This is a genomic window from Amycolatopsis sp. NPDC051716, assembly GCF_040681595.1.
GTDB lineage: Bacteria > Actinomycetota > Actinomycetes > Mycobacteriales > Pseudonocardiaceae > Amycolatopsis.
This window is the reverse complement of the sequence record NZ_JBFAZA010000045.1, coordinates 1-25,781: the sequence shown is the minus strand read 5'-3', so window position 1 is coordinate 25,781 and position 25,781 is coordinate 1. Positions and strand designations below refer to the sequence as shown.

Genomic DNA, 25,781 nt, shown 5'->3' with positions numbered 1-25,781 from the left:
GGGCGCTCATCCCTTCAGCCCCGACGTCGCCACGCCTTCCACCAGGTAGCGCTGGAAGGCGAAGAAGAACAGCCCGATCGGCAGCAGGGCGAGCACCGACATGGCGAACATCGGGCCGAACGCCGACTGGCTCGTCTGGTCGACGAAGATCTGCAGCGCCAGCGGCAGCGTGAACCGGCCGGGGTCGTTGAGGTAGATCAGCTGCGAGAAGAAGTCGTTCCAGGTCCAGATGAAGGTGAAGATGGCGGTGGTGATCAGCGCCGGGCGCAGCAGCGGCGCGATCACGTACCGGAACGTCCGCACCGGCCCGCAGCCGTCGATCGTCGCGGCCTCGTCCAGTTCGCCGGGCAGCGCGCGGATGAACTGGACCATCAGGAAGACGAAGAACGCGTCGGTGGCCAGGAACTTCGGCAGGACCAGCGGCCAGAACGTGTTGACCATGCCGAGCTTCTGGAAGATCACGTACTGCGGGATGAGCACGACGTGCTGCGGCAGCATGATGGTGGAGAGCATGAACCCGAACATCGGCCCGCGGCCCCGGAAGTGCAGGCGAGCGAACGCGTAGGCGGCTAACGAGCACGACACGACGTTCCCGATCACCGCGCCGACGGAGATCACCAGCGAATTGGCGAAGTAGTGCCAGACGCTGTAGCCGGCCACGCCGGCGAACACCTGCGCGTAGTTGTCCCCGGTGGCGTGCGACGGCAGCAGCGAAAGCCCGGCCAGCACTTCCTCCGCGGGCTTGAACGACGCCGAGACGAGCCAGCCGACGGGGTACAGCAGCACCACCAGGATGAGCACCATCAGCAGGTGCCACCCCCACGACCGGCGGGTCATCGCCCCTCCCCCGCGTAGAACACCCACCGGCGCGAGCCGCGGAACAGCAGCGCGGTGAGCACGCCGATCACCACCAGCAGCACCCAGGCCATCGCCGAGGCGAAGCCCATCCGGAAGTCGGTGAACCCCCGCTGGTAGAGGTAGAGGGTGTAGAGCAGGGTCGAGTCGCTGGGCCCGCCGCGGCCGCTGCTGACGACGAACGCGCCGGTGAACGACTGGAACGCGTGGATGGTCTCCAGCACCAGGTTGAACAGCAGCACCGGGGACAGCATCGGCAGCGTCACCGACCGGAACCGGCGCAAGGCCCCGGCGCCGTCGAGTTCCGCCGCCTCGTACAGCTCCTTCGGGATCTGCTTGAGCCCGGCCAGGAAGATGACCATCGGCGCGCCGAACTGCCAGACGGCCAGCGCGATCACGGCCAGCAGCGCGAACTGCGGCTGGTCGACCCACCCGCCGGTGCCGAGGCCGAACGCGGCCAGCACCCGGTCCGCCGTGCCGCCGGTGGAGAACATCGCGCGCCACACCAGGGCGAGGCTCACGCTCGCGCCGAGCAGCGAGGGCGCGTAGAACGCCGAACGGTACAGCCCGGCGCCGCGGCGGGCGCGGTTCAGCAGCATCGCGACGGCCAGCGCCAGCCCGAGCTTGAGCGGCACCGAGAGCCCGACGTACCGGGCGGTGACGCCGGCGGCGTGCCAGAACCGCTCGTCGCGGGTGAACATCGTGGCGTAGTTGTCCAGGCCGACCCAGCGCGGCGCGTCGAACAGGTCGTAGTCGGTGAACGACAGGTACAGCGACGCGATCATCGGGCCGATGGTCAGCACCAGCACGCCGAGCAGCCACGGCGACAGGAACAGGTAGCCGGTGCCCTGGCCGGCGCGGCGACGGCGGGGCGCGGCCCGGTCCGGCGCCACCGGCCGGTCCAGCACAGCTTGCGTCATCGTGCGTTCTCCCTCAGGACCCGAGCGACTGCTGCGCGGTCTGCACCACGCGCGCGGCCCCGTCGGCGACACTCGTGCGGCCGAAAATCACGTCGTCGTAGACGCGCTGGAAGTCGCGCTTGACCGCCGCGGACCCGGTGGGCCACAGGCCGGTGGCCGGGCCGATCCGGTCGGCGACCGACTTTTCGTAGTCGCACACCGCCTTCGTGGCGGCCTGGGCCGCGCCGCAGACCTGCTCGCGGATCGCCGTGTTGGGCGGCAGCCCGCGCGCCACGCCCAGCAGCTTCCCCGCTTCGGGGTTGTTGACCAGGAAGCTCAGCAGCTTGGCGGCGGCCTCCTTGTGGGCCGAGCGTTGCGCGACCGCGAAGGTGACCGGCGGCATCGCGGCCATGCCGGACGCCGTCCCGTCGGTGGGCAGCGGCGCCGCCTTGATCCCCGGGCCGTAGCTCGAGACGTAGGCGCTGAGGCTGGAGTCGTAGTTGATCTCCGACCCGGCGTGCTTGGTGACCAGGCCCGAGTTCGGCATCGAGCCGTCCATCTTCGTGGTGACCTCGGGCGCGGTGACGGCCTTGGCCGCACGCAGGCCGCCGGTCAGCGTCCAGAACTGCGTCAGCTCGGCGGCGGTGAAGCCGAGCTTGCCGTCGTCGGTGTAGAGCTGCTTGCCGTGCTGGTGCAGCCAGACCTCGAACCAGTCGATCGCCCAGCCGAAGTCGGTCGTCCCGGCCACCCCGGTCGCGGCCACCTTGCGCAAGCCGTCGCCGAACTGCGCCCAGGTCCAGCTCTTGCCGGGCCCGGACGGCGGTTCGACGCCGGCCTTCGTGAATACCGCGGGGTCGTAGGCGAGCATCTGCGTGGTCTGGCCGCCGGGCACGGCGTACTGCTTCCCGTCGATCTTCCCGCCGGCCAGCAGCGCGGGCGCGATCCCGGTGACGTCGACCGCCTTGCCCACGTACGGACTCAGGTCCTCGAGCACGTGCCGGTGCTGGTACTCGCCGAGCGTCGCGCGGTCCAGCTGGACCAGGTCCGGCGACGCACCGCCGGCGACCTGGGTCGAGAGCTTCTGGAAGTAGGCGTCGTACGCGGCGTACTCCGTCTGGACCGTGATGCCCGGATTGTCCTTCATGAACAGGTCCACCGCGGCCTTGGTGACCTTGGCGCGGTCTTCGTTGCCCCACCAGACGAAGCGGATCGTCGTGGGTCCCGGCGCGTCGCCGCCGCTACCGCACCCGGTGACCAGACCCGCCAGCGTGACCGCCACGACCGCCGCCCAGCCGGCGCGCACCCCGAACCGTCCGTTCATCGAATTTCCCTTCTGGCGACCACCACCCGGGCGAGCTCACCGGAATTCGGTCTTGAATCGGTTCAAGCACGGTAAGTCCGCGCGCGGGCGGCGTCAACCAGCAATGATCGCCCCGAAAGCGCCGAAACTTTCGAATCGATCGAACGGCCGCACGCGTTCCTCCGATCATCGAGAAAGCGCTTACTCGCGGACTGGACTGATCGGGTCGACCGGGTTGACAACCCGGGAACGGTCTGGCTTGAATCGGTTCATCGCGGCAGCGACGAGCTGATCCGGAGGCCGACGATGTCCCCGCAGTTCCCCCTTTCCCGCAGAGTCTTCCTCGGCGGCGTGTCGGCACTGGCCGCCACCGCCGTCACCCCACCGGTGGCCGCCGCGGCGGCCACCGCCCCGGACACCGCCCCTGCGTCCGGCGGCGGCGAAGTGCGCCTGCACTGGCTGGACGGCCGGCCCGCCGCCCCGGTGGGCTGCGCCTTCGGCGTCCCGTGGCCGCGGGGAACGCTGTCCAGGAACGTCCCGCTGGCCCTGCACGCCGGGGACGGCAGCGGAGTCCCGCTGCAGTCGTGGCCGCTGGCGTACTGGCCGGACGGCTCGGTCAAGTGGACCGGGCACGCCGTGCCGCCGGCCGCCACCGCGGACACCTTCGCGCTGGCCCCCGGCACACCCGCGCCGCCACCGGTTCCGGTCACCGTCCGCCGGTCGCCGCGCGAAATCGCCGTGGCCAACGGAACGGTCGAGCTGAAGCTCGCCACGACCGGCGCCGTCGCGCTGCCGTCGCTGTCCCGGGCCGGCCGGGTCGTCGCCCGCGACGGCGAGCTGGTGCTGCGGCTGCAGGACCAGCCGGACGACGACGGCGAGACCCGGGTGCCCCGCCGCGAGGACTGGACGGGCATCGTCGAACGCGCCGAGGTCGAGCAGGCGGGCCCGGTGCGCGCGGTGGTCAAGCTGACCGGCCGGTACCGGCGCGACCGCGGCCGCGGCACCCGCGCGATCCTGCCCTGGACCCTGCGCGTCTACCTCGGCGCGGGTGACGAATCCCTGCGCGTGGTGCACAGTTTCCGCTGGGACGCCGACGAAAACCACGACTTCGTCCGCGGGCTCGGCCTGCGGTTCGCCGTTCCGCTGACCGACGAGCCGCACAACCGGCACGTCCGCTTCGGCACGGCCGCGGGCGGCGTCTGGGGCGAGCCCGTCCGGGTGCTCACCGGCCTGCGCCGCGACCCCGGCACGGCCGTCCGGAAGGCCCAGACCGACGGCACCGCCACCCCGCCGGTCGCGCAGTGGGGCCAGCAGGTGCGCGACGGCTACCAGAACCTCGCTCTGTGGAACGACTTCACGCTGTTCCAGGAGTCCGCCCGCCACTTCGCCGTGTGGAAGCGCACGAGCGCCGCGGGCAGCTGGCTCAAGCACGCGGGTCACGGCGACCGCGCGTCCGGCTTCGGCTACGTCGGCGGTCCCGCCGGCGGGCTGGGCTTCGGGCTGCGTGACTTCTGGCAGCGCGCCCCGCGCTCCCTGGACGTCCGCGGTGCGGCGACGGACACGGCGTCGGTGACGCTCTGGTCGTACTCCCCGCTGGCCCCGGCGATGGACCTGCGCACCTACGACACCGTCGCCCACGGGCTCGACCTGTCCTACGAAGACGTCCAAGAAGGCTTCGCGACGCCGCAGGGCATGGTCCGCTCGACCGAGCTGCGGCTGTGGGCCCTGGCGGCCACCCCGCCCCGCGACACGATCGCCGCGCTGTCGGCCACCCTGACCGCGCCGCCGCAGCTCGTCACCGATCCGGGCACCTACCACGCGGCCGGGGTGTTCGGCCGCTGGAGCCTGCCCGACCGCAGCACACCGGCCCGGGCGGCCCTCGAAGACGGGATCGCCCGGGAGATCGGGTTCTACGCCGACCAGGTCGACGAGCGCGAGTGGTACGGGTTCTGGCACTACGGCGACGTCATGCACACCTACGACGCGGACCGCCACGAATGGCGCTACGACGTCGGCGGGTACGCCTGGGACAACGCCGAGCTCGGCACGGACGCCCTGCTCTGGTACGCCTTCCTGCGCTCGGGCGATCCCCGGACGTTCCGGCTGGCGCACGCGATGACCCAGCACGTGTCCGAAGTGGACACCCACCACAGCGGCCGGTTCGCCGGGCTCGGGTCGCGCCACGCCGTCGTCCACTGGGGCGACGGCGCCAAGGAGGCGCGGGTCGGCGAGTCGTTCACGAAGCGGTTCTCCTACTACCTCACCGCCGACGAGCTGCTGGGCGAGCTGATCCGGTCGTCGCTGCAGGTGGACGAGACGCTGCGCACGGTGGACCCGCTGCGCGAAGTCCTGCCGCCGCAGACGAAGGCGCCGGCCCGCGTCCGCATCGGACCCGACTGGTACGCGCTGGTCAGCAACTGGCTGACGGAGTGGGAACGCACCGGCGACGTCCGCTGGCGCGACCGGATCGTCACCGGCATGAAGGACATCGCCACGTTCCCCGCCGGGCTGTTCACCGGCGAGGCGGGCGGCGCGGTCGGCTTCGACCCGGCGACCGGCCACCTGGTGAACCTGGAGAAGGGCGACTTCGACGGCGGCTACAACCTGTCGATGGCCTTCCTCGGCGAGCAGATCCTCTGGGAAGCCCTCGACCTGGTCGACGTCCCGGAGTTCCGCCGGACCTACCTGGACTTCGCCCGGTACGCGCAGGCGCCGTCGGCCGAGAAGATCGCCCGGTACGGCCGCGACTTCAACCCGGGGCTGTTCAAGACGATCTACTCCCGCGTGACGGCCTGGGCGGGCGAGCAGCTCGGCGACGCGAACCTGCGCAAGCGCGGCTGGGACCAGTTCACCAGTGACCCGGCGGGCAAGCCGTGGCCGCCCGCGGAACGCGTCACCGGTTCCGCGGTGGCCGCTCCGGTGACGGAGATCCCCACCCGGACCACGACGAACCCCGCCGGCGACTTCGCCACGTTCGCCACCAACGACTTCGCACAGCGGAACCTCGCCACCATCGCCCTGCTCGCCATCGCCCCGGAGGAAGCGCCGTGAAGATCCTCGTCCTGGTGGCCGCCCTCGCGCTCGGCACCCTCCCGGCCGTCGCGGACGCGGCTCCACGGTGGACCGTGTGCACCGGCTCGTGCTCGTTCGACGTCCCGGCGGGCGACTACCGGATCGACGTGGTGCTGGGCGGCCGGGACGCCGGGTCGACCGGGCTGGACGTCGAGGCCCGGCGGATCGCGCTCGCCCCGGTGTCCACCAGGGCGGGACAGTACGTCGAGCGTTCGGTGACGGTCGAGGTGCGCACGCCCGAGGGCATGCCGAGCGGCCAGGACGGCCCGGGCACGCCGGGACTGCAGGTGCACCTCACCGGTCCGGCGCCGCAGCCGGTCCGGATCGCGGTGACACCGGAACCGAGGGCGCCGCGGGTCTTCGTCATCAGCGACTCCACCGCGTCGGACTGGGCGTACCTGCCGAAGAACGGCTGGGCCCAGGCGCTGCCGGAGTTCTTCCGCGCCGGGCCGAGCGTGCGGAACTACGCCCAATCGGGCGCGAGCACGGTCAGCTACCTCGCGGACCCGCTCTACTTCGCCCGGGTGCGGCCGATGATCCGGCGCGGGGACACGGTCCTGATCCAGCTGGCGCACAACGACAAGCAGACGACCGAAGACGTCTACCGCGCCAACCTCGCCACCCTGATCACCGGCGTCCGGGACCAGGGCGGGCTGCCGGTCATGGTCACACCCCCGGTGCGGCACCGGTTCGGCGCGGACGGCAAGCTCACGCCGCTCGGTCTCGTCGTCAACAACCTCGGCGTGGACCTGCCCGCGGTGCTGCGGGACGTCGCCCGGCAGCAGCAGATCCCGCTGCTCGACCTGACCGCCCGCAGCCAGGCGCTGGTGGAAAGCCTGGGCGAAGCCGCGTCCTGGCCGCTGTACCTGACGCTCGCGCACGACGGCGTCGACGACGCGACCCACCTCAGCCGGTACGGCGCCGAGCAGTTCGCCGCGCTCGTCGCGCGGGCGATGGCCGAGGCCCGGTTGCCGCTCGCGCGGTTCCTGCGTCCTTGACGTTCCCCGACGGGTGACGGCCGTTTCCGCCGGGCTCGTCGTGGGTATCTCCCTGGCGCCGGCAACCCGACCATGCGTGCGCACTGCGCGAGGTGAGGTCATGGTGACGACGACAGGCGATGGCGAATCCCTTCCGATCCACATCGAGACCACCGACGTCGGCGAGCTGGAAGCGGCCGTCGGTGTCCTGCGGGCGCTGGATTACCGGCAGGGCGGCGGGTTCTGCCGCGACGCCGTCCGGGTGGTGAAGACGGCGAGCCTGCTGCTGCACTGGGGTACGGTCCCGGAACCGTTGCGGGCCAGGCTGTCCACAGTGCTGGCCGACGTGCACAACCTGCTGGGCTGGACCGAGTTCGACATCGGACGCGGGGAACCGGCGCGGCGCCGCTTCGAACGCGCGCTGGAGATCGCGGCCGAGGCCGGCAACGACAGCCTGGTGGCGAACATCCGCTACCGGCTCGGCCGCGTGCACCTGCACCGCCACGACGTGCCCGGTGCGCTGGGCGAGTTCGCCCGGGGCCGGGCCGCCGCGCGGCGCTCGGATTCCCGCCGGGCCCTGGCGATCCTCGCGGCCAACGAGGCGTGGGCGTTCGCGATGGGCGGCGACGAGCGCACGGCCCTGACCCGGCTGGCGGAGGCCGAGACGGCGTTCGCGGCGGCGGGTTCGTGGCCGGACCCGAGGCCGTGGGAGGCGTTCTTCCGCGAGCCGGACATGGCGGCGATGCGCGGCACGGTCCTGACGGAGCTGGCCACCGTGGTGGCGGCCCGCCACAGCGGCGAAGCGATCACCCAGCTGACCGGAGCGGCGGACCGCTATGGCCCGGACATGGCCCGGAGCCGATCGCTGACGTTGATCATGCTGGCCCAGAACCACGCGCTCCGGGGCGATCTCGACGAGGCCACCCGGATCGGCGAGGAAGCGGTCACGCTGGCCGGGCACGTGGGCTCGGTCCGGCCGAAGGACCGGCTGGCGCCGTTGGAGCGGCTCCTGCGCGCGCATCGCGGCGACGCGGCGGTGGGTGCCCTGGTCGACCGGATCGGGCGGTACCGGGCGGAGCCGCTGATCTGACCTCTCACGCCCGGCCCGGCCCCACCGTGTCGCCCCTCCAGTCACGCGTGTCGTCCCTCCAATCACGCGAGTCGACTCCTCAATCACGCGAGATGCCTCCCCGATCACCGTAATCGCGTTCAACGCGCGGCCCGATGACGCCCGGCGGGACACCCGCCCCGCGAGAATGACTCCGTTCGGGTCGTTGCCCGATGTTTCGTCATTGCGACGCCGGGGTACCACCGATCCGGAGCGGACCGGCCGCTCGGCGAAGAAGGGATTTCCGCATGCAGCCCAGGGGTGATCGTGGCCGCTGAGGGCAACCGGGTCCGGCCCCAGGACCTCCTGCGCGTGACGGCCCACCACTCGGGCGGCGCGGTCGTGCTGGCGGTGGCGGGCGAGATCGACCTGCTCAGTGCCCCCGTGCTCGGCGACGGCGTCACCACCGCCCTCGCCGACGCGCCGGAACTGTTGGTCATCGACCTGTCCGACGTGTCCTTCCTCGCGTCCATCGGCATCACGGCGCTGCTCGAGGCCCGGCGCGAGGCCGGTCCCGGCACCCGGGTCCGGGTCGTCGCCCCCGAAGGCGGCGTCGTCAACCGCACCCTGCGGTTGACCGGCCTGCACGAGGCGCTGGCCGTCGCCGCCACCCGGGACGACGCGCTCGGCTGATCAAGGCCGGGCGAACCGGGCCGCGACGGCGTGGAAGACCTCCTTCGGCTCCCACGTCAGCCCCGGGTACGCCGTGCCGTCCGATCCGTCGAGGACTCTGACGACGCCGTAGCTCGCCAGGTCGAGGTCGTGCCGGGGCTCCGGACCGGACGGGTACTCGTAGCCGGCGAAGGTGAACCAGAACGCGCCGTGCACGCCCTCGGCCTCGAAGACGTCCATCAGCTCGGTGAAGTACGCCGCCTGACCGGCCTCGTCGCGGACGTAGTCGCCGTTCAGCGTCCGCGGGCGGGCGTCGAAGTCGACGATCGTCCACCCCAGTCCGCCCGCGTCGGCCGCGCCCCGGTGGGTGCAACAGCCGAATTCCGTGACGACCAGCGGTTTTCCGTGGCTCCGGTGAGCCCGGACGTGCTGGGCGAAGTCGCCGGCGTTGGCGGCCGAGCGGTAGAGGTTGACGGCGGCGAAATCGAAGTCCGCCCAGTCGATCTCCTCCCACTCGCCGGCCGCGTAGGTGAGCCGGCCGCCGAAGTGCTGCCGCGCGACCCCGGCGAGCTCGCGGAGCATCGTGCCGAAGTCCCACTCGCGGGAGAACCCGGCCCAGGCGGCGGGATCCGCCGCGTTGCGCAAGCGCTCCAGCAGGAAGGCGCCGGGCACGAACCCGGTGCAGAACAGGGACATTTCGCAGCCGAGCACGAGCACCGTTTCCGGGTCCCGCACCCGGATCTCCTCCGCTCGCCGGGCACATTCGGCGAAGTAGGGCGTCAGCTGCGGTGGCGTGCGGTCCATCGGGAACGGCGAAAACCACACGCGCAGCCCGGCGTCGACCGCGGCGTGCGCGGCCAGCGCGAGCCGGTCCGGATCGTCGCCGCTGATCCGGACCGCATCGCAGTGCAGGTCCGTCGCGATGATCTCGAGTTCCCGCCGCACGACCGCGGGCTCGAAGTCCCGGCGCGACCGGTCGCCGACCGCGCCGCCGAAGCCGGTGTCGTAGTTGATCCCCCGGAGCTGCATCCACCCTCCCGAATGTACGTCGTACACTCGAATGTACGCTGTACACTCCGCGCATGCCACGTCTCATCTGGCACCACCCGGAGCCGCCGGGCCGCAAGAACGCCCTCACCCGCGCGTCGGTCGTGCGCGCGGCCATCGAAGTCGCCGACACCGGCGGGGTCGCCGCCCTGACCATGCGGGCGGTGGCGGACGCGCTCGGCGTCTCGGCGCCGATGTCGCTGTACCGGTACGTCCTGAACAAGGACGGCCTGGTCGACCTGATGCTCGACGAGGTGTCGGCCGAGGTCGCGGTGCCCGCGGCCCCGAGCGGCGACTGGCGCGGCGACCTGCGCGGGCTCGCCACCAGCCTGTGGGCGATGATCGGCCGGCACCGCTGGTACGCCGAGCTCGTGGACGGCCGGCCGCCGTTCGGCCCCCGCACCCTGCGCCGCGCCGCCTTCCTGCTGACGGTCCTCGACGGCGCGGGCCTCACGCCGGCCGTCGCCTACGCCTCGCTGCTGGACAACTACGTCACCGGGACGGCGATGAGCGTCAGCCGCGAGCTGGTGCTGCTCGAGCGGTTCGGCATCGGCTCGACCGAGGACCTGGGGGCATACGCGGGCGAGATGGCCGACGACTCGCTCGCCGCCTGGCTCCCGGACCTGCCGGACCTGACGGCGGACGCCCGCTTCGAGCTCGGCCTGGACTGCCTGCTGGACGGCTTCGCCCAGCGGCGGCGGTGAGCTCGAAGCCGCGGACGCGGAAAACCGGCGCTCAGCCCACGGTGGTGCCGGGTCGGTGGCAGGATGTGCGCGGTGAGCATGCGCGCCAGGAACAACGTGACCGTCACCGGCCGGGAAGACGGCCCCACCGTCCTGCTGGCCCACGGTTTCGGCTGTGACCAGAACCTGTGGCGTCTCGTCGTCCCCGAACTCGCGCGGCGGTACCGGGTCGTGCTGTTCGACCACACCGGCGCCGGGCGCTCGGACCTGGCCGCCTGGACGCCCGAGCGCTACGGCAGCCTCGACGGCTACGCCGACGACGTCCTGGCCATCTGCCACGAGCTGGACCTGCGGGACGTCGTGCTGGTGGGCCACTCGGTCAGCGCGATGATCGCGGTGCTGGCCGCCAACCGGGAACCGGAGCGGTTCGCGAAGCTGGTGCTGCTCACGCCGTCCCCCTGCTACCTCGACGACGACGGCTACCGCGGCGGGTTCAGCCGCGAAGACATCGACGAGCTGCTCGCCTCGCTCGAATCGAACTACCTGGGCTGGTCGGCGACGATGGCGCCGGTGATCATGGGCAACCCGGACCGGCCGGAGCTCGGCGAGGAGCTGACGAACAGCTTCTGCCGCACCGATCCCGCGATCGCGCGCGTCTTCGCCCGGGTGACGTTCCTCTCCGACAACCGGGCCGACCTGGCGAAGGTCGCGGTGCCGACGCTCGTGCTCGAATGCTCGAACGACGCCATCGCGCCGCCCGAGGTGGGGCGGTTCACCCACGAGCAGATCAGCGGCAGCACCCTGGTGACGCTGGCCGCGACCGGGCACTGCCCCCAGCTCAGCGCGCCGGAGGCGACGGCCGAGGCGATCACGGCGTTCGTGGGCGGCCCATGATGTGCCAAGACCACCCGGGCCCGGGTGGTCAGGAAAGCGCCGCACCGGAATTCTCGGCTTTGCTGGAGGACAGCGCGGAAGACCTCTACGAGCACGCCCCCTGCGGGTACCTCTCGACACTGCTGGACGGCACGATCGCGAAGATCAACGCGACGCTGCTCGGCTGGCTCGGCTACGAGCGTGACGACGTCGTGGGCCGGCGCCGGTTCGCCGACCTGCTCACCGTCGGCGGCCGGATCTACCACGAGACGCACTTCGCGCCGCTCCTGCGCATGCAGGGTCAGCTCGGCGGGGTCGCCTTCGAGCTGAAGGCCGCGGACGGGAGCCGGCTGCCGGTGCTGGTGACCTCGACGGTCAAGACCGGCTCCGACGGACAGGCGCAGCTGATCCGGACCACGATCTTCGACGCGCGCGACCGGCGGGCCTACGAGCAGGAACTGCTGCGGGCGCGCGAAGAGGCCGAGCGCGAACGCGACCGGGTGCAGCGGCTCGCGCGGACGCTGCAGCAGACCCTGCTGCCGCCCACCCTGGCCGAGGTGCCCGGGGTGCAGGTCGCGGCCTACTACCACCCGGCGTCGGCCGACGAGGTCGGCGGCGACTTCTACGACCTGTTCCCGCTGACCGGCGACACCTGGGGGTTCTTCCTCGGCGACGTGTCCGGGAAGGGCGCCGCCGCGGCCGTGGTGACGTCCCTGGCGCGCTACACGCTGCGCGCCGCCGCGGTGCACGACCCGGACCCGGCCACCGTGCTGGCTCACCTCAACACCGTGCTGCACCACGAGTACCGCGGCCCGGACCCGCGCTACTGCACCGTAATCCAGGGCCACCTCCGGCCCGGGGACGGCGGCGCGGCGATCACCCTGGCCACCGGCGGCCACCCGCCGGCGCTGCTGATCCGCGCCGACGGCACGTCCACGTTCCTGCCTGTCCCGGGCGGCCAGCTGGTGGGGGCGCTGCCCCGCGCGCGCTTCGCCGCCGTGGACGTCTTCCTGACCCCGGGCGACACCCTCCTGCTGTACACCGACGGGTTGACCGAAGCCCGCACCCAGGGCCGCGTCCGCTACAGCGAAGAACAGCTGCAGGAGCACCTGACCGGCCTGGCGCCGACGACGGCACCGGCGGTGATCACGGCGGTCACCGGCCTGCTAGCCGGCTTCGGCGACGGCGTCGAGGACGACACGGCCCTGCTGGCGCTGAGCATCCCGCTTCCCGGAGGCGAACGACCGTGACCGGTACCTCGTTCTCCGTCACGACGCGCACCACCTCGGGCGGCGCGGTGGTGACCGTCGAGGGAGAGCTCGACGTGGCCACCGCACCGCGCCTGCGCGCCGAGGTGGCCGCGCTCGTCCTGCAGCCCGGCCAGGTGCTGGTGGTGGACCTGGCCGGGGTGACGTTCTGCGACTCCAGCGGGATCTCCGCGCTCATCGCGGCCCGCAACGTCGCCGAGGCGGCCGGAGCGGCCGTCGCGCTGGCCGCCCTCCCGGCCCGGCTGAGCCGGACGTTCGGGCTGATCGGCCTCGCGGACTTCTTCCCCACGTACCCGAGCGCCGAAGACGCCTTCAGGGACTGACGATCCCGAAGGCGAGCTCCGGCCGACCGGGACGGCAGGCTGATCAGGCGGTCTTCGCTTCGACAAGCGGGAGCCGCACGCTCGCGTGCGGGATGATCCCGAGATCCGCCAGGGCGGCCTTGGCGTTCGCCGCGCCCGTGCCGGCGCGCATCAGGCGGTCCGTCACCGGCATCAGCTCCTTGTTGATCGCGCGCGCCCGCTCGAGGTCGCCGTCGCGGACGGTGCGGATGAGGTCGGCGGTGCGCCCGGCGGCCACGTTGGCCACGACGCTGACCAGGCCCGCGGCGCCGCACGCGAGGTAGGGCAGGTTGAGCTCGTCGATGCCGCAGTAGTACGCCAGCGACGTCCGGGACATGACCGTCGTCGCTTCGGCCAGGTCGCCCTTGGCGTCCTTGACCGCCCGGATCCGCGGGTGGCCGGCCAGTTCGATCAGGGTCGCCGGCGTCATCGCGAGGCCGGTGCGCGCGGGGACGTCGTAGAGCATCACCGGCAGCTCGGTGGCGTCCGCCACGGCCCGGCAGTGGGCGAGCACGCCGGCCTGCGTCGGCCGCGAGTAGTAGGGGCAGACGAGCAGTAGTGCGTCGGCGCCGGCCGCCTCGGCTTCGCGGGCGCGGCGGACACTCGTCGCCGTGTCGTGGGTGCCGACGCCGGCGATCACCCGGGCGCGGTCTCCGGTCCGGGCCACCACCGCCCGGATCAGGCCCGCGGACTCGGCGCCGGACAGCGTCGGGGACTCGCCGGTGGTGCTGCCGACGACGAGGCCGTCGCACCCGGTGGCCAGCAGGTGGTCGACGAGCCGGGCGAGGCCGGGTTCGCAGAGCGCGCCGCCGGGCTGCATGGGAGTCACCATCGCGACGAGGTTGGCGCCGAATTCGGTCATGCCCTGACCTTGCCCAGTGCGACTGCTGCGGTCCAGCGATGCTTTTTTGCGGGTATTGCGTAGCCTGGCTTCATGATCGAGGTGGGCGCGCTGCGGGCGTTGCGCGCGGTGGCGGCACTCGGGTCGCTGGCCCGGGCGGCCGAGGAGCTCGGGTTCACGGCGTCGGCGGTGTCGCAGCAGATCAAGCGGCTGGAACGCCAGATCGGGGTGCCGGTGCTGGCCCCGGCGGGCCGCGGGGTGGTGCTGACCCCGGCCGGGCAGGCGATCGCCGACTCGGCGCCGGAGGTGTTCCAGGCGCTGGAACGCTGCGCCGAAGCGGCCCGGTCGGTGTCGGCGGCCGCACCGCGCGGCACGCTGCGGGTGGCGGCGTTTTCGACGGCCATCCGCGGCCTGCTCGCCCCGGTCGTGCCCCGGCTGGCGGCGCGGTGCCCGGAGCTGCGCGTGGAGTTCACGGAGCAGGACCCCGACGAGGCGTTGCACAGTGTCGGCGCGGGAACGGCGGACCTGGCGCTCGTCCACGACGCCGACGGCTTGCTGCCGGCCCCGCTGCCGCCGTCGCTGGTGCGGCGCTGGCTGCACACGGACCTCGGCGACGTGGTGATGAGCCGCGAGCACCCGCTGGCCCGGCTCGACGCGCCGCTCGACGAGGCCGCCCTGGCCGGGCACGCGTGGGTGACCAGCCCGCCGGGAACCGTGTGCCACCAGTGGTTCCGGCGGTTGTTCGCGCAGGCCCAGCCGGACGTGCGCCACTCGGTGGACGACTTCGCGACGCAGCTGTCGCTGGTGGTTCCGGGCGAGGTGGTGGCGTTGATCCCCCGGCTCGCGCGGCCGCCGCTGGGCGAAGGCCTGGTGGCGCGGCCGTTGCGGCGGCCGCCGAAGCGCGAGGTGCACGCGGTGTGGCGGCGCAGTGCGGAGGCGAGCCCGGCGATCCGGGCGGTGCTGGCCGAACTGGCCCCCGCGGCTTCCCCGGGCGAAGCGATCAGCCCAGCCGATAGACCGAAACGTGCGATTCCGACGCCGTCGTGAACTCCGCGCCGGTCCAGTCCGCGTGCCTTGACTCGAGCTCGAACCCGGCCAGGCGGCCCATCAGGTCCAGCTCGGCCGGCCAGATGTAGCGGTGCGGCGAGCGGCCCACCCGCGCCTGCCGGCCGTCGCCGAACGTGAAGTGGTGCGACACCAGGTGCTGGCGCACGGTGTCGTAGGTGTCGACACCGACGTACCCGTTGTCGGCGCGGAACACCACGGCGTCCTGCCCCGGCGGCAGCCGCCGCAGCTCGGGGACGCCCAGCTCGATCACGAACCGGCCGCCCGGGTCCAGGTGGCGGGCGGCGTTGCGGAAGCACGCCACTTGCCCATCCTGGGTGAGCAGGTTCGAGATCGTGTTGTACACGAGGTAGACCAGCGAAAACCGGCCCTCGGCCCGCGCCGTCGCCATGTCCCCGACGACGACCGGGAGCGCCGCCTTCCGCCGCAGCCGGTCGAGCATCGGCTCGGAGAGCTCGATGCCGGTGACGGGCACCCCGCGCTCGGCGAGCGGGACGGCGATCCGCCCGGTGCCGATGGCGAACTCCAGCGCCCGGCCGTCGCCGGCCAGCTCGGCCAGGCGCGCTACGGCGGGCTCGACGACCTCGGGGGCGAACATGCCGGTGCCGGGGGTGTCGTACCGCTCGGCCGTCTCGGCGTCCCAGATGTCCTGTCGCACCCCGCCACCCTCGTCCGGGACGGGTGACACTGTCCAACGAAATTAGAACTTGCCCGATTTCGGGCAAGAATTTGGGGTTCACCGCGCGAAGAGGCATGATGGCCCGCGTGGAGGACACCGACATCGTCGAGCGCGTGGCCGCGTCCACCGGGCTGCCGCCCGGGGTCGCCGCCCGGGTCGTCGACGATGTCCTGGCCTTCTACCGGACTCCCACCGAGGACTACGTGCGCCACCGGCACGCCGAGCTGCAGGCCCAGGGCCGGAAGAACCCCGAGATCTTCCCGCTGATCGCCGCCGAGCTCCGTGGCCGGCTGGTGGCCGCGCCGGTCCTCTCCGAGCGGCAGCTGCGCCGCATCGTCTACGGCTAGGAAGAGGTTCGCCATGTGCGGGATCGTCGGCTACATCGGCGGCCAGAACGCCGCCCCCATCCTGCTCGAGGGCCTGACCCGGCTCGAGTACCGCGGGTACGACTCGGCGGGCATCGCCGTCCTCGGCGCCAAGGGCGGCACCCAGGTCCACCGCGTCGTCGGCCGGGTGCGCAACCTCACCGCCGCGCTGCCCAAGCGGCTCGCCGGCAAGGCCGGCATCGGGCACACGCGCTGGGCCACGCACGGGCCCGCGTCGGAGGCCAACGCCCATCCGCACACGTCCGAGGACGGCCGGATCAGCGTCGTCCACAACGGCATCATCGACAACGCCGACACGCTGCGCGCCCAGCTCGCCGACGCCGGCGTCACCCTCACCTCCGAGACCGACACCGAGGTCCTCGCCCACCTGATCGCGCGGTCGGCCGCCGAAAACCTCGAGGACGCCGTCGTGGAGGCGGTCTCGCGGATCACCGGCACGTACGCGATCGCCGTCACCGACAGCGCGCACCCGGACCGCCTGGTCATCGCGCGCAACGGCTCGCCGCTGATCATCGGCGTCGGCGAGCGGGAGATGTTCGTCGCCAGCGACCTCGCCGCGCTCGTCCGGCACACCTCGCAGGTCGCGCACCTCGACGACGGCGAGTTCGCGACCGTCTTCGCCACCGGCTACCGCACCTTCACCGTCGACGAGAGCGACACCACCAAGCCCGCCACCGAGATCGACATCAACGCCGAGGACCTCGACCTGGGCGGCTACCCGCACTACATGGCCAAGGAGATCCAGGAACAGCCCGAATCCGTCGAGCGGATCATCCGCGGCCGGCTGGACGACCGGTTCGGCGTCGCCCGCCTGGACGGGCTCAACCTGACGCCGCGGGAGCTGCGCGGCTTCGCCCGCGTGAAGATCCTCGGCTGCGGCTCCGCCTACTACGTCGGCCAGATCGGCGCGACGATGATCGAGGAGCTGGCGAGGATCCCGGCCGACGCCGAAGCCGCGTCGGAGTTCCGCTACCGCAACCCGATCATCGAAGCCGACACGCTCTACATCGCGGTCAGCCAGTCCGGCGAGACGATCGACACCGCCTTCGCCGTCGAGGAAATCAAGCGCAAGGGCGGCCGGGTCGTCGGCCTGGTCAACGTCGTCGGCTCGACGATCGCCCGCGCCTGCGACGGCGGCGTCTACCTGCACGCCGGCCCGGAGATCGCGGTCGCCTCGACCAAGGCGCTGACCAACATGGCCGTCGGGTTCGCGCTGATCGCGCTGGCCCTCGGCCGGGTGCGCGATCTGTCCAATGCGGACGGTCAGCGGATCATCGACGCGATCCGCGCGCTGCCCGGCCAGATCAAGGCCGTCCTGGACTTCGAACCGGAGATCGCCGAGCACGCGAAGACCGTCGCCGCCGCGAAGAGCCTCTTCTTCGTCGGGCGGGTCCGCGGCTTCCCGGTGGCCCGGGAGGGCGCGCAGAAGTTCAAGGAGATCTCCTACCGCCACGCCGAGGCGTACCAGACCTCGGAGCTCAAGCACGGCCCGCTCGCGCTGATCGACGAAGCACTCCCGACGGTCGCCATCGTGCCGTCGGACGAGCTGACCGGGCGCAACCTGGCCGCGGTCCAGCAGATCAAGGCCCGCGGCGGCGCGGTACTGGCGGTGACCCACGCGGACGTCGACTTCGGCGAACTGGACGTCCCGCGGATCGTGGTGCCCAAGACCGAGCCGGAGCTCGACCCGATCCTGCTGACCATCCCGCTGCAGCTGCTCGCCTACCACGCGGCGCTGACCCTGGGCTACGACATCGACAAGCCGCGCAACCTGGCGAAATCCGTCACAGTCGAGTAGCACTTCAGCCCAGGCGGAAGTCGGCCACCCGAATCGGCGAGGGTGTCGTCCCGCTCGAAGCCTGCTGGTACAGCACGGAGAGCACGCCGTCGGTGGCCAGCCGCGAGTCGTCGACGTCGACTTCGCCGAAGGCGTTCAGGTCCGGGCTGTACACCGTCTTCCAGTCGGTCCAGCCGCTCGCCTTGGTGGCCGCGACGATCCGCCCGTACGGCATGACGAGGTAGGCGTTGTCGGCGCGGTCGAAGACCAGCTTCGTCCGCTGGGTGGACTCGGGCGCGACCGGCACTTCGCGCTTGGTCCAGCTGCCGTCGGCCGCCCGGCTGAGGAAGAACGTGCGGCCGTACTGCTTGCGCTGCGCGGAGTAGTTCGAGACGCACTGGGTGAACCGGCCGGGCACGTAGCTGATCACCGCGTGCGGCTGCCCCGCGGAGTCGACGGCCTGGCTCTCCTGGTTCATCAGCCCGTGGTCGACGCCGAGCGGGTCCACGACCGTGCCGGGCGAGGACACGGCCACCGGCGTGCCGCCCGTCGTCGCGATGACCGCGCCGGCGTTGTTCCGCCAGGTCCGGCCGCGGTCGTCGCTGTAGGCGTAGCCGGTGTCGTGGTTGGCGAGGCCGCCGGAGTTGCACAGCACCCCGGAATTGCCTTCGCGCCAAGTGAACGTCGTGTGCAGCCGGCCGCCGGGGCCGTAGGTGATGCCGTGCAGGTACATGTTGCGGGTCGTGCTGGTGACGCCGTTGCCGGAGGTCCACGAGCCGGTCGCCGACGACCACTTGCCGAGCTTGCGCCAGCTGCCCCCGCTGTACTCGGCGAGCTCGTTGGTGCCGTTGCCGGACGCCCCGGTCCGGTAGCTGAGCTGCAGTTTGCGCTCCGGTGTGACGACGAACTGCGGGTACGTGATCGCGCCGAGGTCGACGCCGTTCAGCGTGCGCTGGACCCCGCCGAACGCCGACGACGTCCAGGCGTGCGAAGCGGGCGCGGACAGCAGCCCGGCCACCGACTCCACGTAGTAGACCTGGTTGCCGTGGGTGTCCATGGCCACGTGCAGCCGGCCGTCCTCGGGCGAGACGCCCATCGAAATGACGTTGTGCGAGTCGTCCACGGTCAGCTTGTGCGGCAGCGCGACGGTCTGCCACGCGCCGGCGCCCCCGGCCCGCCGGGCGACCACGGCACTGCGGTCCGCGGTGTACCAGGCCGCGTACTGGTAGCCCGCGTAGCTGAAGATCCCGCTCTGCTGGAAGGAGTCGTTGTTCACCAGCCCGTCGTAGGAGACGAAGTACAGCGCCTTCGCGTCGAGCTGGGTGTCGGCGATCTTGACCACGGAGACGGCCGCCTCGGCGGGTGCGGCGGGCAGCAGCGGCAGGGCCGCGGCCACCAGCACGCCGAGAATTCTGGAAAGCGCTCTCTTCGTGGCCATGGCGCACCCTTCCCGCGGTGTTAACGCGAACAAGGATCGACCGCCGCCGCACCGCCGTCAACCGACGGATGGGGGGTTTCAGGTTCTCCCGGCCAGCACCGCACCGGCGATGTCCTGGCGCCGCAGCCGGGCCTGCTTGGGCATGTTCCAGCCGAGCACGCCGGTGACGGCACCCCCGCGGCGGTACTGCGCCACGAACCGGCCCACGCCCGGGTCACCTTCCACAATGGACACCTCGGCGTCCGCCGACAACGTCCCGTGCACGTGGATCCGGGCGTCGAACTGGTTGGTCCAGAAGTAGGGCACCGGCGTGTACGGGCGGTCTTCGCCGAGGATGTTCCCCGCGACGGCGACCGCCTGCTCGGTGGCGTTGGTCCGGTTTTCCAGCCGCAGCAGCGCATCGAGGCCCTCGTGGTGCCAGCGAGCGACGTCACCGGCCGCGTAGATCCCGTCCGCCGCCCGGCAGCGGGAGTCGCACACGACACCGTTGTCGCACAGCACCCCGCTGCCCGCCAGCCACTCCGTCGCCGGCGCGGCCCCGAAGGCGACCACGACGACGTCGGCGGGCAGCACCTCGCCGGAGGCCAGCCGCACTCCCGAGACCCGGCCGTCGTCGGCGGCCAGCCCGGTGACCGCGGAGCCGAGCCGCAGCTCGACACCGCGAGCAGCGTGCAGTCCGGCGAGCAGGCCCGCGGCGAAGGAGCCGAACTGGTAGGCCAGCGGCGCGGGCTGGGGGCCCGCGAGGGTGACCGGCACGCCCGCCGCGCACACGGTCGCGGCGGTTTCCGCACCGAGCACACCGTCGCCGACGACCACCACCCGCTTGCCCGGCGCGAGGTCCGCGCGCAGGCCCAGCGCGTCGTCGAGGGTGCGCAGCACGTGGACGCCGGCGAGGCCGTCCTGCCCGGGCAGGGTGCGCGGCCGCAGCCCGGTGGCGAGCACGACCGCGTCCGCGGTCAGGATCCGCCCGGCCGCGGTGTGGACGGTCCGCGCCCCGGCGTCGAGGCGCACCGCCGGGTCGCCGAGCACGAACTCGGCGTCCAATGCGGACAGTGCCGCGGGCGTCCGCAACTGCGCCTGCCCGGGCGCCCAGCTCCCGCCGAGGACCTGCTTGGACAGCGGCGGCCGGTCGTAGGGCAGGTGCGCCTCGGCACCCAGGACCGTCACGCGCCCGGCGTAGCCCTTGCGGCGCAGGGCTTCCACGGTCGCGAGCCCGGCGGCCGAGGCGCCGACGACCAGGACGTCGCCGGTCATCCCTGCTCGCTGACCGAAATCGCCACACCCGGGCACACGCTCGCCGCCTCCCGGACGACGCCGTGCAGCGCTTCGCCGGGGTGTTCGTCGAGCAGGATGACGATGCCGTCGTCGTCGCGCTGGTCGAACACGTCCGGGGCGAGCATGACGCAGGTGCCTGCCCCGCAGCACTTGGCTTCGTCCACGGTGACCTTCATGGTGGTTCCTTTCACTGGAGTTGCTCGGTGACCGGCGCGAGCCACAGCCCGGCCAGCACGTCGGTGAGGGCGGTGGCGGTGTCGCGCCAGCCGGCCGCCGGGGTGCCCGCGCCTTCGGCGAGAGCGCGTTCCCGCTCGGCCAGCGCGTGCATCAGCACGAGGCGGGTGATGTCGTTGCGTTCGGCGCGGACTTCGGCGGGCAGCCCGGGCAGGCACCGGTAGAGGCCCGCGAGGGTCCGCGCCAGCGACGGGGACGTCAGCGTCTCCTCGACGATGACCGCGCGCAGCGACGGCTCGGTCATCACCTGGGCGGCGAACCGGGCGAACCAGGTGGGCGTGCCCAGCCCGGCCAGGTGCTCGGTCGTGGGGTGCACCAGGCACCCGAGCCAGTCCCGCAGCTCCGCGTGGCCCTGGCCCAGCCGGCGATCCCGCAGCCGTTCGATCGACCCGGTGTGCTTGCGGACGATGGCCCGCACCAGCTCCGCCCGGGTGCCGAAGTGGTAGCCGACGGCGGTGTTGTTCCCCTGCCCGGCCGCCTCGCTGATCTGCCGGTTGGACACGGCCAGCACGCCGTGTTCGGCGTAGAGGCGTTCCGCCGCCACGAGGATCCGCTCCCGCGTCGCCCGCGCCCGGTCCGTCACCAGCGGACGGGCAGTTCCCGCAGGCCGCCGACCGCGAGCCCTTCGACCCGCCGCAGCTCGTCCGCCGGCACGGCGAGCTCGAGGTTCGGCAGCTTGCGCAGCAGCACTTCCAGCACGACCTGCAGCTCGGTGCGGGCCAGCGGCTGCCCGAGGCACGCGTGCGCGCCGGCGCCGAAGGCCAGGTGCGGGTTCGGGCTGCGGGTCAGGTCCAGCTCGGCGGCGTTCTCGAAGGCGTCCTCGTCGCGGTTGGCCGCGGCCATGCTGCACATCGCGGTCGTCCCGGCCGGCAGCACCGTGCCGCCGACCTCGAACTCCTCGGTGAGGTAGCGCTGCATGCCCACCCCCGCGTTGGCGTCCGCCCGCAGCGCCTCCTCGACCGCCGTGCGCACCAGCGACGGGTCGGCCAGCAGCTGCTCCCACCGGCTCCGGTCGGCCAGCAGCATCGCCGTCATCTTCGCGATCATGTTCGCGGTGGTCTCGTGGCCGGCGATGAGCAGGCCGATGCCGGTGGCGGTCAGCATCGCGTCGGACCAGCCGGCGCCCTCGGCGATCAGCGCGCTGAGGATGTCTTCGCCCGGCTCGGCCCGCTTGGCCGCGATGTGCGCGCCCATGTACCGGCCGAACTCCGCCTGCGCCGCGTCGAACTCCGCCTGGGTGTAGCGGGTCATGCTGAGCATGACGTCGGACCAGTGGGCGAACCGGTCGCGGTCGGTGTCCGGCACGCCGAGCATGTCGCAGATGACCCAGACCGGCAGCGGGAAGGCGAGGCCGGCCTTGAGGTCGCCGGGCGCGCCCTTCGCGACCAGCTCGTCGATGAGCTGCTCGGCCATCGCCGCCATGCCCGGCCGCAGCGCGTTCATCCGCTTGGCGGTGAACCACTTCCCCAGCAGGCGCCGCCACTTCAGGTGCGCTTCGCCGTGCTGCGGGAGCACGGTCGCCATCTCGCTGTTGAACACCCCGCCCGACTCGGTGTCCGCGACGCGGGCCGCGTTGTCCGCCGGCGTCGGGCGGGTGAACCGCGGATCGGACAGCACGGTCTTGACGTCGTCGTAGCGGGTGATCAGGGCGGCTTCGTCCCCGCTGGCCAGCGCCACGCGCGCGACCGGGCACTTCTCCCGGAACTCCGCCCACTCGGCCGGCGGCGCCAGCGCGGTGGCGGCCTCGAACGGGAAACGCGGCAACGGGTCGGTGTGGCTGGGCGTCATCACGGGCCTCTCGTTGGTGAATGTCCCCTGTCCCGAGCATGGCGACGATCCGCGATTAAGTCAAGCAGTTGACTTAATCGAGGCGCACCCGGATGCCGCGAATGACTCATTCGGGACCTCAGAGGTCGCGAATGACTCATTCGCGACCTTGGGGCGGGCCGACTACTCGCGCTCGACCTTGCGCAGACCGCCCTCCGGCGTCCACCACTCGACGACCAGCAACGTTGCCGCCTCGTTCAGGTGGGTGTGGACGACCTCGGCGACGTCGGCCAGGAACCGCTCGCCGTCCTCGGTGCGCGCCCGCCCGGCGATCTTCGCCTCCCCCGGCCACTGCGCCTCGGCGCCCTCGACGGGGTCGACCGTGGCGCTGTGCAGCGCGAACCGCGGATCCCGCCGCAGGTCCGCGCCCTTGCGCGCGTTCGGCATCGACCCGAAGGCCAGCTCACCGTCCTCGAAAGCCGTTTCGATCCCCGAGATCCGCGGCGAGCCGTCGGCCCGCAGGGTGGCGATCGTCTTGTGCTTGTGCGCGTCGAACAGGGCCCGCACCCGCCGCGCGAACTCCGGCTCCGCCGCTTCGAACTCCCGCCACGCCGTCATGCGCCCATCGTGCCGCACCGCAGTCCGGCGACGAGGACTTTCACCATCCGGCGTGCGTCGTACCGGGGGTCGTCCGCGCCGATGCAGAGGTTGCCGACGCCGCGCATGAGGTCCAAGGGCGCCACCTCGGCCCGGATCTCGCCGGCCGCGGCGGCGGCGTCGAGCAGCTCGCCGCACACCGGCACCAGGCGGTCGAGGAAGTACGCGTGCAGCGTCTCGAAGCCGGCGTTGTCGGACTGGAGAGCCCCGGCGAGCCCGTGCTTGGTCACCAGGAAGTCGACGAACAGGTCGATCCACCGCGCCAGCGCGGCGTACGGCGATTCGCTGGCGGCCAGCAGCGCGGGGCCCGCCTCCGTGCAGGCGTCCACCTGGTGCCGGAAGACGGCGATGACGAGGTCCGCGCGGGTCGGGAAGTGGCGGTAGATCGTGCCCATCCCGACCCCGGCCTTCGCCGCGATGTCCCGCACCGGCGCGTCCACGCCGGACGCGACGAAGACCGCGGCCGCCGCGTCCAGCAGCGCCTTTTCGTTGCGCCGGGCATCCGCCCGCTTGGGCTTGAGTTCGCCCACGACCCCTCCTTGCTAAGCGGAGCAATGTTCCGTATCGTTAGCGGAGCAACGTTCCGTTTGCTCATCATGCCACGGAGGCACCCCCCATGCAGTACCGCACCTTGGGCCGCACCGGCGTCCAGGTCAGCACCCTCGCGCTGGGCGCGATGAACTTCGGCGCCATCGGGCGCGTCCCCCAGGACGAGGCCACCGCCATCGTCGACGCCGCGCTCGAAGCCGGGATCAACCTGATCGACACCGCCGACATGTACGGCCAGGGCGAGTCGGAGGTGATCGTCGGCCGGGCGATCGCCGGCCGCCGCGACGACCTCGTGCTGGCCACGAAGGCGACCATGCCGATGGGCGAAGAGCGCAACCACCGCGGCAACTCGCGCCGCTGGCTGGTCCGCGCGCTCGAGGACAGCCTGCGCCGCCTCGACGTCGACCACGTCGACCTCTACCAGATCCACCGCTGGGACCCCGCCACGAGCGACGAGGAAGCGCTTTCCGCGCTGACCGACCTGCAGCGCGCGGGCAAGATCCGCTACTTCGGGTCCTCGACGTTCCCCGCGTACCGCATCGTGCAGGCGCAGTGGGCCGCCCGCGAGCACCGCCTCGGCCGGTACGTCACCGAGCAGCCGAGCTACTCGATCTTGCAGCGCGGTATCGAAGCCCACGTGCTGCCGGTGACCGAGGAGTACGGCATGGGCGTGCTGGCGTGGAGCCCGCTGGCTTCGGGCTGGCTGTCGGGCGCGGTCCGCGCGGGCCGGGAGATGAGTGGCAATCGCGCGAAGGTCGTGCCGGAGCGCTTCAACCTCGACGTCCCCGCCAACCGGGCCCGGCTCGACGCCGTCGAACAGCTGGCCAAGCTCGCCGAGCAGGCCGGGCTGACCCTGATCCAGCTCGCGCTCGGTTTCGTCACCGCGCACCCCGGCGTGACGAGCGCCCTCATCGGCCCGCGGACGCTCGACCACCTGCGCTCGCAGCTCGAAGCCGCCGGCACTGTGCTGCCGGCCGACGTCCTCGACGAGATCGACGCGATCGTCGCCCCGGGCACCGACCTGGCCCCGGGCGAGAAGTTCGACACCCCGCCGGCCCTGCTCGACCCGTCGCTGCGGCGGCGCCGATGAGGTTCGGCATCCTGACCGCACCTCAGCAGGTGCGGTACGACGAGATTCTGCGCGTGTGGCGGGAAGCGGACACGGTGCCGGAGATCGAGCACGCGTGGCTGTTCGACCACCTGATGCCGATCGGCGGCGACCCGGACGGCCCGATCTTCGACGGCTGGACGCTGCTTTCGGCCTTGGCGGCCCAGACTTCCCGCCTGCGAATCGGGCTTCTGGTCACCAGCAACCGATTCCGCCCACCGGCGATGCTGGCGAAGATCGCCACAACGGTCGACATAGTCTCCGGCGGCCGCCTCGACTTCGGCATCGGCGCGGGCTCCCGGCCGAGCCACCCGCTGGCCCGCCGCGAGTACGACGCACACGGCCTGCCGTACCACAGTCAGGACGACGCGGTCGCGGCGCTGGCGGAGGCGTGCACGGTCATCCGTCGCTTGTGGACATCCCCGGAGCCGTTCGACTTCGCGGGATCGCACGTCCGGCTGACCGGAGCATTCGGGAACCCCAAGCCGGTGCAGCACCCGCACCCCCCGATCTTGATCGGCGGCCGGGCGAGCGCCACCCTGCGGGTGGTCGCGGAGCACGCGAACATGTGGAACATCCCGGGCGGCGGTGACATCGCGGACCTGGCGGGGCGCAGCCGCTTGCTGGACAAGTACTGCGCGGAGATCGGCCGCGACCCGGCGGAGATCACCCGGTCGATCTTCCTGCCGGTGGACTACGACCGGCCGGAGGTGACGCGGAGCAAGATCGCCGAGGCGGCCGACGCCGGGTTCGGGCACTTCGTGCTCGGGCTGGCGGATCCGTATCCCGAAGGGGTGGCGCAATGGGTGGCGGATGAGCTGATCCGCCGGTAGCGCGGGATCGCCGGGTCTGGTGGCCGCGAGCCTGACCCAATCAAGGAGCGGGGTGGTCATCCCGTCGCCTGAGGCCGTGAAATCACTTTGAGCCGGGCCCGCAACACAGAGCGCAGCGCGAGAAGACAGCGCAAGCT

General features: G+C 72.3%; 26 protein-coding genes. 13 read left to right on the top strand and 13 right to left on the bottom strand.

All coding sequences use genetic code 11. The features are described 5' to 3' along the window. Positions 1-6: 6 nt before the first annotated feature. From AB0M30_RS40985 to AB0M30_RS40975, 3 genes are read right to left on the bottom strand one after another with little or no spacing between them, the layout of a single operon-like run. On the bottom strand, positions 7-837 hold the full coding sequence (locus tag AB0M30_RS40985) for a carbohydrate ABC transporter permease (RefSeq protein WP_364596031.1): 831 nt from the start codon (positions 835-837) through the stop codon (positions 7-9). Further along, positions 834-1,775, bottom strand: coding sequence for a sugar ABC transporter permease (locus AB0M30_RS40980; protein WP_364596028.1), 942 nt, complete (start codon positions 1,773-1,775; stop codon positions 834-836). Before AB0M30_RS40980 ends, AB0M30_RS40985 begins: the two co-directional genes overlap by 4 nt. A gap of 13 nt (positions 1,776-1,788) precedes the next feature. After that, positions 1,789-3,075: an extracellular solute-binding protein gene (locus tag AB0M30_RS40975; protein ID WP_364596026.1), complete on the bottom strand. Its 1,287-nt coding sequence runs from the start codon at positions 3,073-3,075 to the stop codon at positions 1,789-1,791. Positions 3,076-3,360: 285 nt separating this feature from the next. Here AB0M30_RS40975 and AB0M30_RS40970 point away from each other — a divergent pair, with 285 nt between their 5' ends. From AB0M30_RS40970 to AB0M30_RS40955, 4 genes are all read left to right on the top strand, one after another. Then, on the top strand, positions 3,361-6,105 hold the full coding sequence (locus tag AB0M30_RS40970; protein WP_364596024.1) for a hypothetical protein: 2,745 nt from the start codon (positions 3,361-3,363) through the stop codon (positions 6,103-6,105). Further along, positions 6,102-7,124, top strand: a complete 1,023-nt coding sequence (locus AB0M30_RS40965; protein ID WP_364596022.1) for a GDSL-type esterase/lipase family protein — start codon at positions 6,102-6,104, stop codon at positions 7,122-7,124. The genes AB0M30_RS40970 and AB0M30_RS40965 overlap by 4 nt, the downstream gene beginning before the upstream one ends. 100 nt (positions 7,125-7,224) lie before the next feature. Then, positions 7,225-8,193: a hypothetical protein gene (locus AB0M30_RS40960; RefSeq protein WP_364596019.1), complete on the top strand. Its 969-nt coding sequence runs from the start codon at positions 7,225-7,227 to the stop codon at positions 8,191-8,193. 279 nt (positions 8,194-8,472) lie between these two features. After that, positions 8,473-8,844, top strand: coding sequence for an STAS domain-containing protein (locus tag AB0M30_RS40955; RefSeq protein ID WP_364596016.1), 372 nt, complete (start codon positions 8,473-8,475; stop codon positions 8,842-8,844). Here the strand turns inward: AB0M30_RS40955 and AB0M30_RS40950 are convergent, their stop codons facing one another. After that, on the bottom strand, positions 8,845-9,852 hold the full coding sequence (locus AB0M30_RS40950; RefSeq protein WP_364596013.1) for a hypothetical protein: 1,008 nt from the start codon (positions 9,850-9,852) through the stop codon (positions 8,845-8,847). Positions 9,853-9,905: 53 nt separating this feature from the next. Between AB0M30_RS40950 and AB0M30_RS40945 the strand changes: the two genes are divergently transcribed. The 4 genes from AB0M30_RS40945 (at position 9,906) to AB0M30_RS40930 (ending at position 13,017) form a co-directional block, all read left to right on the top strand. After that, positions 9,906-10,574, top strand: coding sequence for a TetR/AcrR family transcriptional regulator C-terminal domain-containing protein (locus tag AB0M30_RS40945; protein WP_364596010.1), 669 nt, complete (start codon positions 9,906-9,908; stop codon positions 10,572-10,574). Positions 10,575-10,637: 63 nt separating this feature from the next. Next, a complete protein-coding gene (locus AB0M30_RS40940) occupies positions 10,638-11,447 on the top strand; it encodes an alpha/beta hydrolase (protein ID WP_364596007.1) in 810 nt (269 codons plus the stop codon). Between the two features lie 59 nt (positions 11,448-11,506). Then, positions 11,507-12,676: a SpoIIE family protein phosphatase gene (locus AB0M30_RS40935; RefSeq protein ID WP_364596004.1), complete on the top strand. Its 1,170-nt coding sequence runs from the start codon at positions 11,507-11,509 to the stop codon at positions 12,674-12,676. Continuing rightward, positions 12,673-13,017, top strand: a complete 345-nt coding sequence (locus AB0M30_RS40930) for an STAS domain-containing protein (RefSeq protein ID WP_364596001.1) — start codon at positions 12,673-12,675, stop codon at positions 13,015-13,017. Before AB0M30_RS40935 ends, AB0M30_RS40930 begins: the two co-directional genes overlap by 4 nt. A 43-nt stretch (positions 13,018-13,060) precedes the next feature. On the opposite strand, the gene dapA is transcribed toward AB0M30_RS40930, so the two are convergent. After that, positions 13,061-13,897 (bottom strand): 4-hydroxy-tetrahydrodipicolinate synthase, encoded by an 837-nt coding sequence (gene dapA, locus AB0M30_RS40925; RefSeq protein WP_364595998.1) that lies wholly within the window; start codon positions 13,895-13,897, stop codon positions 13,061-13,063. A gap of 72 nt (positions 13,898-13,969) precedes the next feature. On the opposite strand from dapA, the gene AB0M30_RS40920 reads away from it, so the two are divergent. After that, the gene (locus AB0M30_RS40920) at positions 13,970-14,923 is read left to right on the top strand and encodes a LysR substrate-binding domain-containing protein (RefSeq protein ID WP_364595995.1); all 954 of its coding nucleotides are present in this window, start codon (positions 13,970-13,972) and stop codon (positions 14,921-14,923) included. Here AB0M30_RS40920 and AB0M30_RS40915 read toward each other — a convergent pair. Further along, positions 14,877-15,599 (bottom strand): class I SAM-dependent methyltransferase, encoded by a 723-nt coding sequence (locus AB0M30_RS40915; protein WP_364595992.1) that lies wholly within the window; start codon positions 15,597-15,599, stop codon positions 14,877-14,879. The genes AB0M30_RS40920 and AB0M30_RS40915 overlap by 47 nt on opposite strands. Before the next feature lie 95 nt (positions 15,600-15,694). Here AB0M30_RS40915 and AB0M30_RS40910 point away from each other — a divergent pair, with 95 nt between their 5' ends. Beyond that, on the top strand, positions 15,695-15,967 hold the full coding sequence (locus AB0M30_RS40910) for a hypothetical protein (protein ID WP_364595990.1): 273 nt from the start codon (positions 15,695-15,697) through the stop codon (positions 15,965-15,967). A 13-nt stretch (positions 15,968-15,980) separates the two neighbouring features. Continuing rightward, positions 15,981-17,804 carry a glutamine--fructose-6-phosphate transaminase (isomerizing) gene (gene glmS / locus AB0M30_RS40905; RefSeq protein ID WP_364595987.1) on the top strand — a complete coding sequence of 608 codons (1,824 nt, stop codon included), beginning with the start codon at positions 15,981-15,983 and terminating at the stop codon, positions 17,802-17,804. Positions 17,805-17,808: 4 nt separating this feature from the next. Here the strand turns inward: glmS and AB0M30_RS40900 are convergent, their stop codons facing one another. From AB0M30_RS40900 to AB0M30_RS40870, 7 genes are all read right to left on the bottom strand, one after another. Beyond that, on the bottom strand, positions 17,809-19,221 hold the full coding sequence (locus AB0M30_RS40900) for a BNR repeat-containing protein (protein WP_364595984.1): 1,413 nt from the start codon (positions 19,219-19,221) through the stop codon (positions 17,809-17,811). A 78-nt stretch (positions 19,222-19,299) separates the two neighbouring features. Further along, the gene (locus tag AB0M30_RS40895; protein ID WP_364595981.1) at positions 19,300-20,475 is read right to left on the bottom strand and encodes an FAD-dependent oxidoreductase; all 1,176 of its coding nucleotides are present in this window, start codon (positions 20,473-20,475) and stop codon (positions 19,300-19,302) included. Continuing rightward, the gene (locus AB0M30_RS40890) at positions 20,472-20,672 is read right to left on the bottom strand and encodes a ferredoxin (RefSeq protein ID WP_285985589.1); all 201 of its coding nucleotides are present in this window, start codon (positions 20,670-20,672) and stop codon (positions 20,472-20,474) included. The genes AB0M30_RS40895 and AB0M30_RS40890 overlap by 4 nt, the downstream gene beginning before the upstream one ends. Positions 20,673-20,683: 11 nt before the next feature. Further along, positions 20,684-21,313 carry a TetR family transcriptional regulator gene (locus AB0M30_RS40885; RefSeq protein ID WP_364595978.1) on the bottom strand — a complete coding sequence of 210 codons (630 nt, stop codon included), beginning with the start codon at positions 21,311-21,313 and terminating at the stop codon, positions 20,684-20,686. Next, complete coding sequence (locus AB0M30_RS40880; RefSeq protein WP_364596215.1) at positions 21,310-22,518, bottom strand: cytochrome P450; 1,209 nt, start codon at positions 22,516-22,518, stop codon at positions 21,310-21,312. Before AB0M30_RS40880 ends, AB0M30_RS40885 begins: the two co-directional genes overlap by 4 nt. A gap of 162 nt (positions 22,519-22,680) precedes the next feature. Beyond that, entirely contained in the window at positions 22,681-23,115 is a 435-nt protein-coding gene (locus AB0M30_RS40875) for a pyridoxamine 5'-phosphate oxidase family protein (RefSeq protein ID WP_364595975.1), read from the bottom strand. Then, positions 23,112-23,684 carry a TetR/AcrR family transcriptional regulator gene (locus tag AB0M30_RS40870; RefSeq protein ID WP_364595973.1) on the bottom strand — a complete coding sequence of 191 codons (573 nt, stop codon included), beginning with the start codon at positions 23,682-23,684 and terminating at the stop codon, positions 23,112-23,114. The genes AB0M30_RS40875 and AB0M30_RS40870 overlap by 4 nt, the downstream gene beginning before the upstream one ends. Positions 23,685-23,770: 86 nt before the next feature. Here AB0M30_RS40870 and AB0M30_RS40865 point away from each other — a divergent pair, with 86 nt between their 5' ends. Both AB0M30_RS40865 and AB0M30_RS40860 read left to right on the top strand, forming a co-directional pair. Then, positions 23,771-24,793, top strand: a complete 1,023-nt coding sequence (locus AB0M30_RS40865) for an aldo/keto reductase (RefSeq protein ID WP_364595970.1) — start codon at positions 23,771-23,773, stop codon at positions 24,791-24,793. Continuing rightward, positions 24,790-25,644 carry an LLM class flavin-dependent oxidoreductase gene (locus AB0M30_RS40860; RefSeq protein ID WP_364595967.1) on the top strand — a complete coding sequence of 285 codons (855 nt, stop codon included), beginning with the start codon at positions 24,790-24,792 and terminating at the stop codon, positions 25,642-25,644. The genes AB0M30_RS40865 and AB0M30_RS40860 overlap by 4 nt, the downstream gene beginning before the upstream one ends. Positions 25,645-25,781 lie beyond the last annotated feature (137 nt).

What these genes read in the sequence shown, in the direction of transcription:
- AB0M30_RS40985 (WP_364596031.1), bottom strand. Translation starts at nt 837, where the DNA reads ATGACCCGCCGGTCGTGGGGGTGGCACCTGCTGATGGTGCTCATCCTG.
- AB0M30_RS40980 (WP_364596028.1), bottom strand. Translation starts at nt 1,775, where the DNA reads ATGACGCAAGCTGTGCTGGACCGGCCGGTGGCGCCGGACCGGGCCGCG.
- AB0M30_RS40975 (WP_364596026.1), bottom strand. Translation starts at nt 3,075, where the DNA reads ATGAACGGACGGTTCGGGGTGCGCGCCGGCTGGGCGGCGGTCGTGGCG.
- AB0M30_RS40970 (WP_364596024.1), top strand. Translation starts at nt 3,361, where the DNA reads ATGTCCCCGCAGTTCCCCCTTTCCCGCAGAGTCTTCCTCGGCGGCGTG.
- AB0M30_RS40960 (WP_364596019.1), top strand. Translation starts at nt 7,225, where the DNA reads ATGGTGACGACGACAGGCGATGGCGAATCCCTTCCGATCCACATCGAG.
- AB0M30_RS40950 (WP_364596013.1), bottom strand. Translation starts at nt 9,852, where the DNA reads ATGCAGCTCCGGGGGATCAACTACGACACCGGCTTCGGCGGCGCGGTC.
- AB0M30_RS40945 (WP_364596010.1), top strand. Translation starts at nt 9,906, where the DNA reads ATGCCACGTCTCATCTGGCACCACCCGGAGCCGCCGGGCCGCAAGAAC.
- AB0M30_RS40940 (WP_364596007.1), top strand. Translation starts at nt 10,638, where the DNA reads ATGTGCGCGGTGAGCATGCGCGCCAGGAACAACGTGACCGTCACCGGC.
- dapA (WP_364595998.1), bottom strand. Translation starts at nt 13,897, where the DNA reads ATGACCGAATTCGGCGCCAACCTCGTCGCGATGGTGACTCCCATGCAG.
- AB0M30_RS40920 (WP_364595995.1), top strand. Translation starts at nt 13,970, where the DNA reads ATGATCGAGGTGGGCGCGCTGCGGGCGTTGCGCGCGGTGGCGGCACTC.
- AB0M30_RS40910 (WP_364595990.1), top strand. Translation starts at nt 15,695, where the DNA reads ATGATGGCCCGCGTGGAGGACACCGACATCGTCGAGCGCGTGGCCGCG.
- glmS (WP_364595987.1), top strand. Translation starts at nt 15,981, where the DNA reads ATGTGCGGGATCGTCGGCTACATCGGCGGCCAGAACGCCGCCCCCATC.
- AB0M30_RS40900 (WP_364595984.1), bottom strand. Translation starts at nt 19,221, where the DNA reads ATGGCCACGAAGAGAGCGCTTTCCAGAATTCTCGGCGTGCTGGTGGCC.
- AB0M30_RS40895 (WP_364595981.1), bottom strand. Translation starts at nt 20,475, where the DNA reads ATGACCGGCGACGTCCTGGTCGTCGGCGCCTCGGCCGCCGGGCTCGCG.
- AB0M30_RS40890 (WP_285985589.1), bottom strand. Translation starts at nt 20,672, where the DNA reads ATGAAGGTCACCGTGGACGAAGCCAAGTGCTGCGGGGCAGGCACCTGC.
- AB0M30_RS40880 (WP_364596215.1), bottom strand. Translation starts at nt 22,518, where the DNA reads ATGACGCCCAGCCACACCGACCCGTTGCCGCGTTTCCCGTTCGAGGCC.
- AB0M30_RS40875 (WP_364595975.1), bottom strand. Translation starts at nt 23,115, where the DNA reads ATGACGGCGTGGCGGGAGTTCGAAGCGGCGGAGCCGGAGTTCGCGCGG.
- AB0M30_RS40865 (WP_364595970.1), top strand. Translation starts at nt 23,771, where the DNA reads ATGCAGTACCGCACCTTGGGCCGCACCGGCGTCCAGGTCAGCACCCTC.
- AB0M30_RS40860 (WP_364595967.1), top strand. Translation starts at nt 24,790, where the DNA reads ATGAGGTTCGGCATCCTGACCGCACCTCAGCAGGTGCGGTACGACGAG.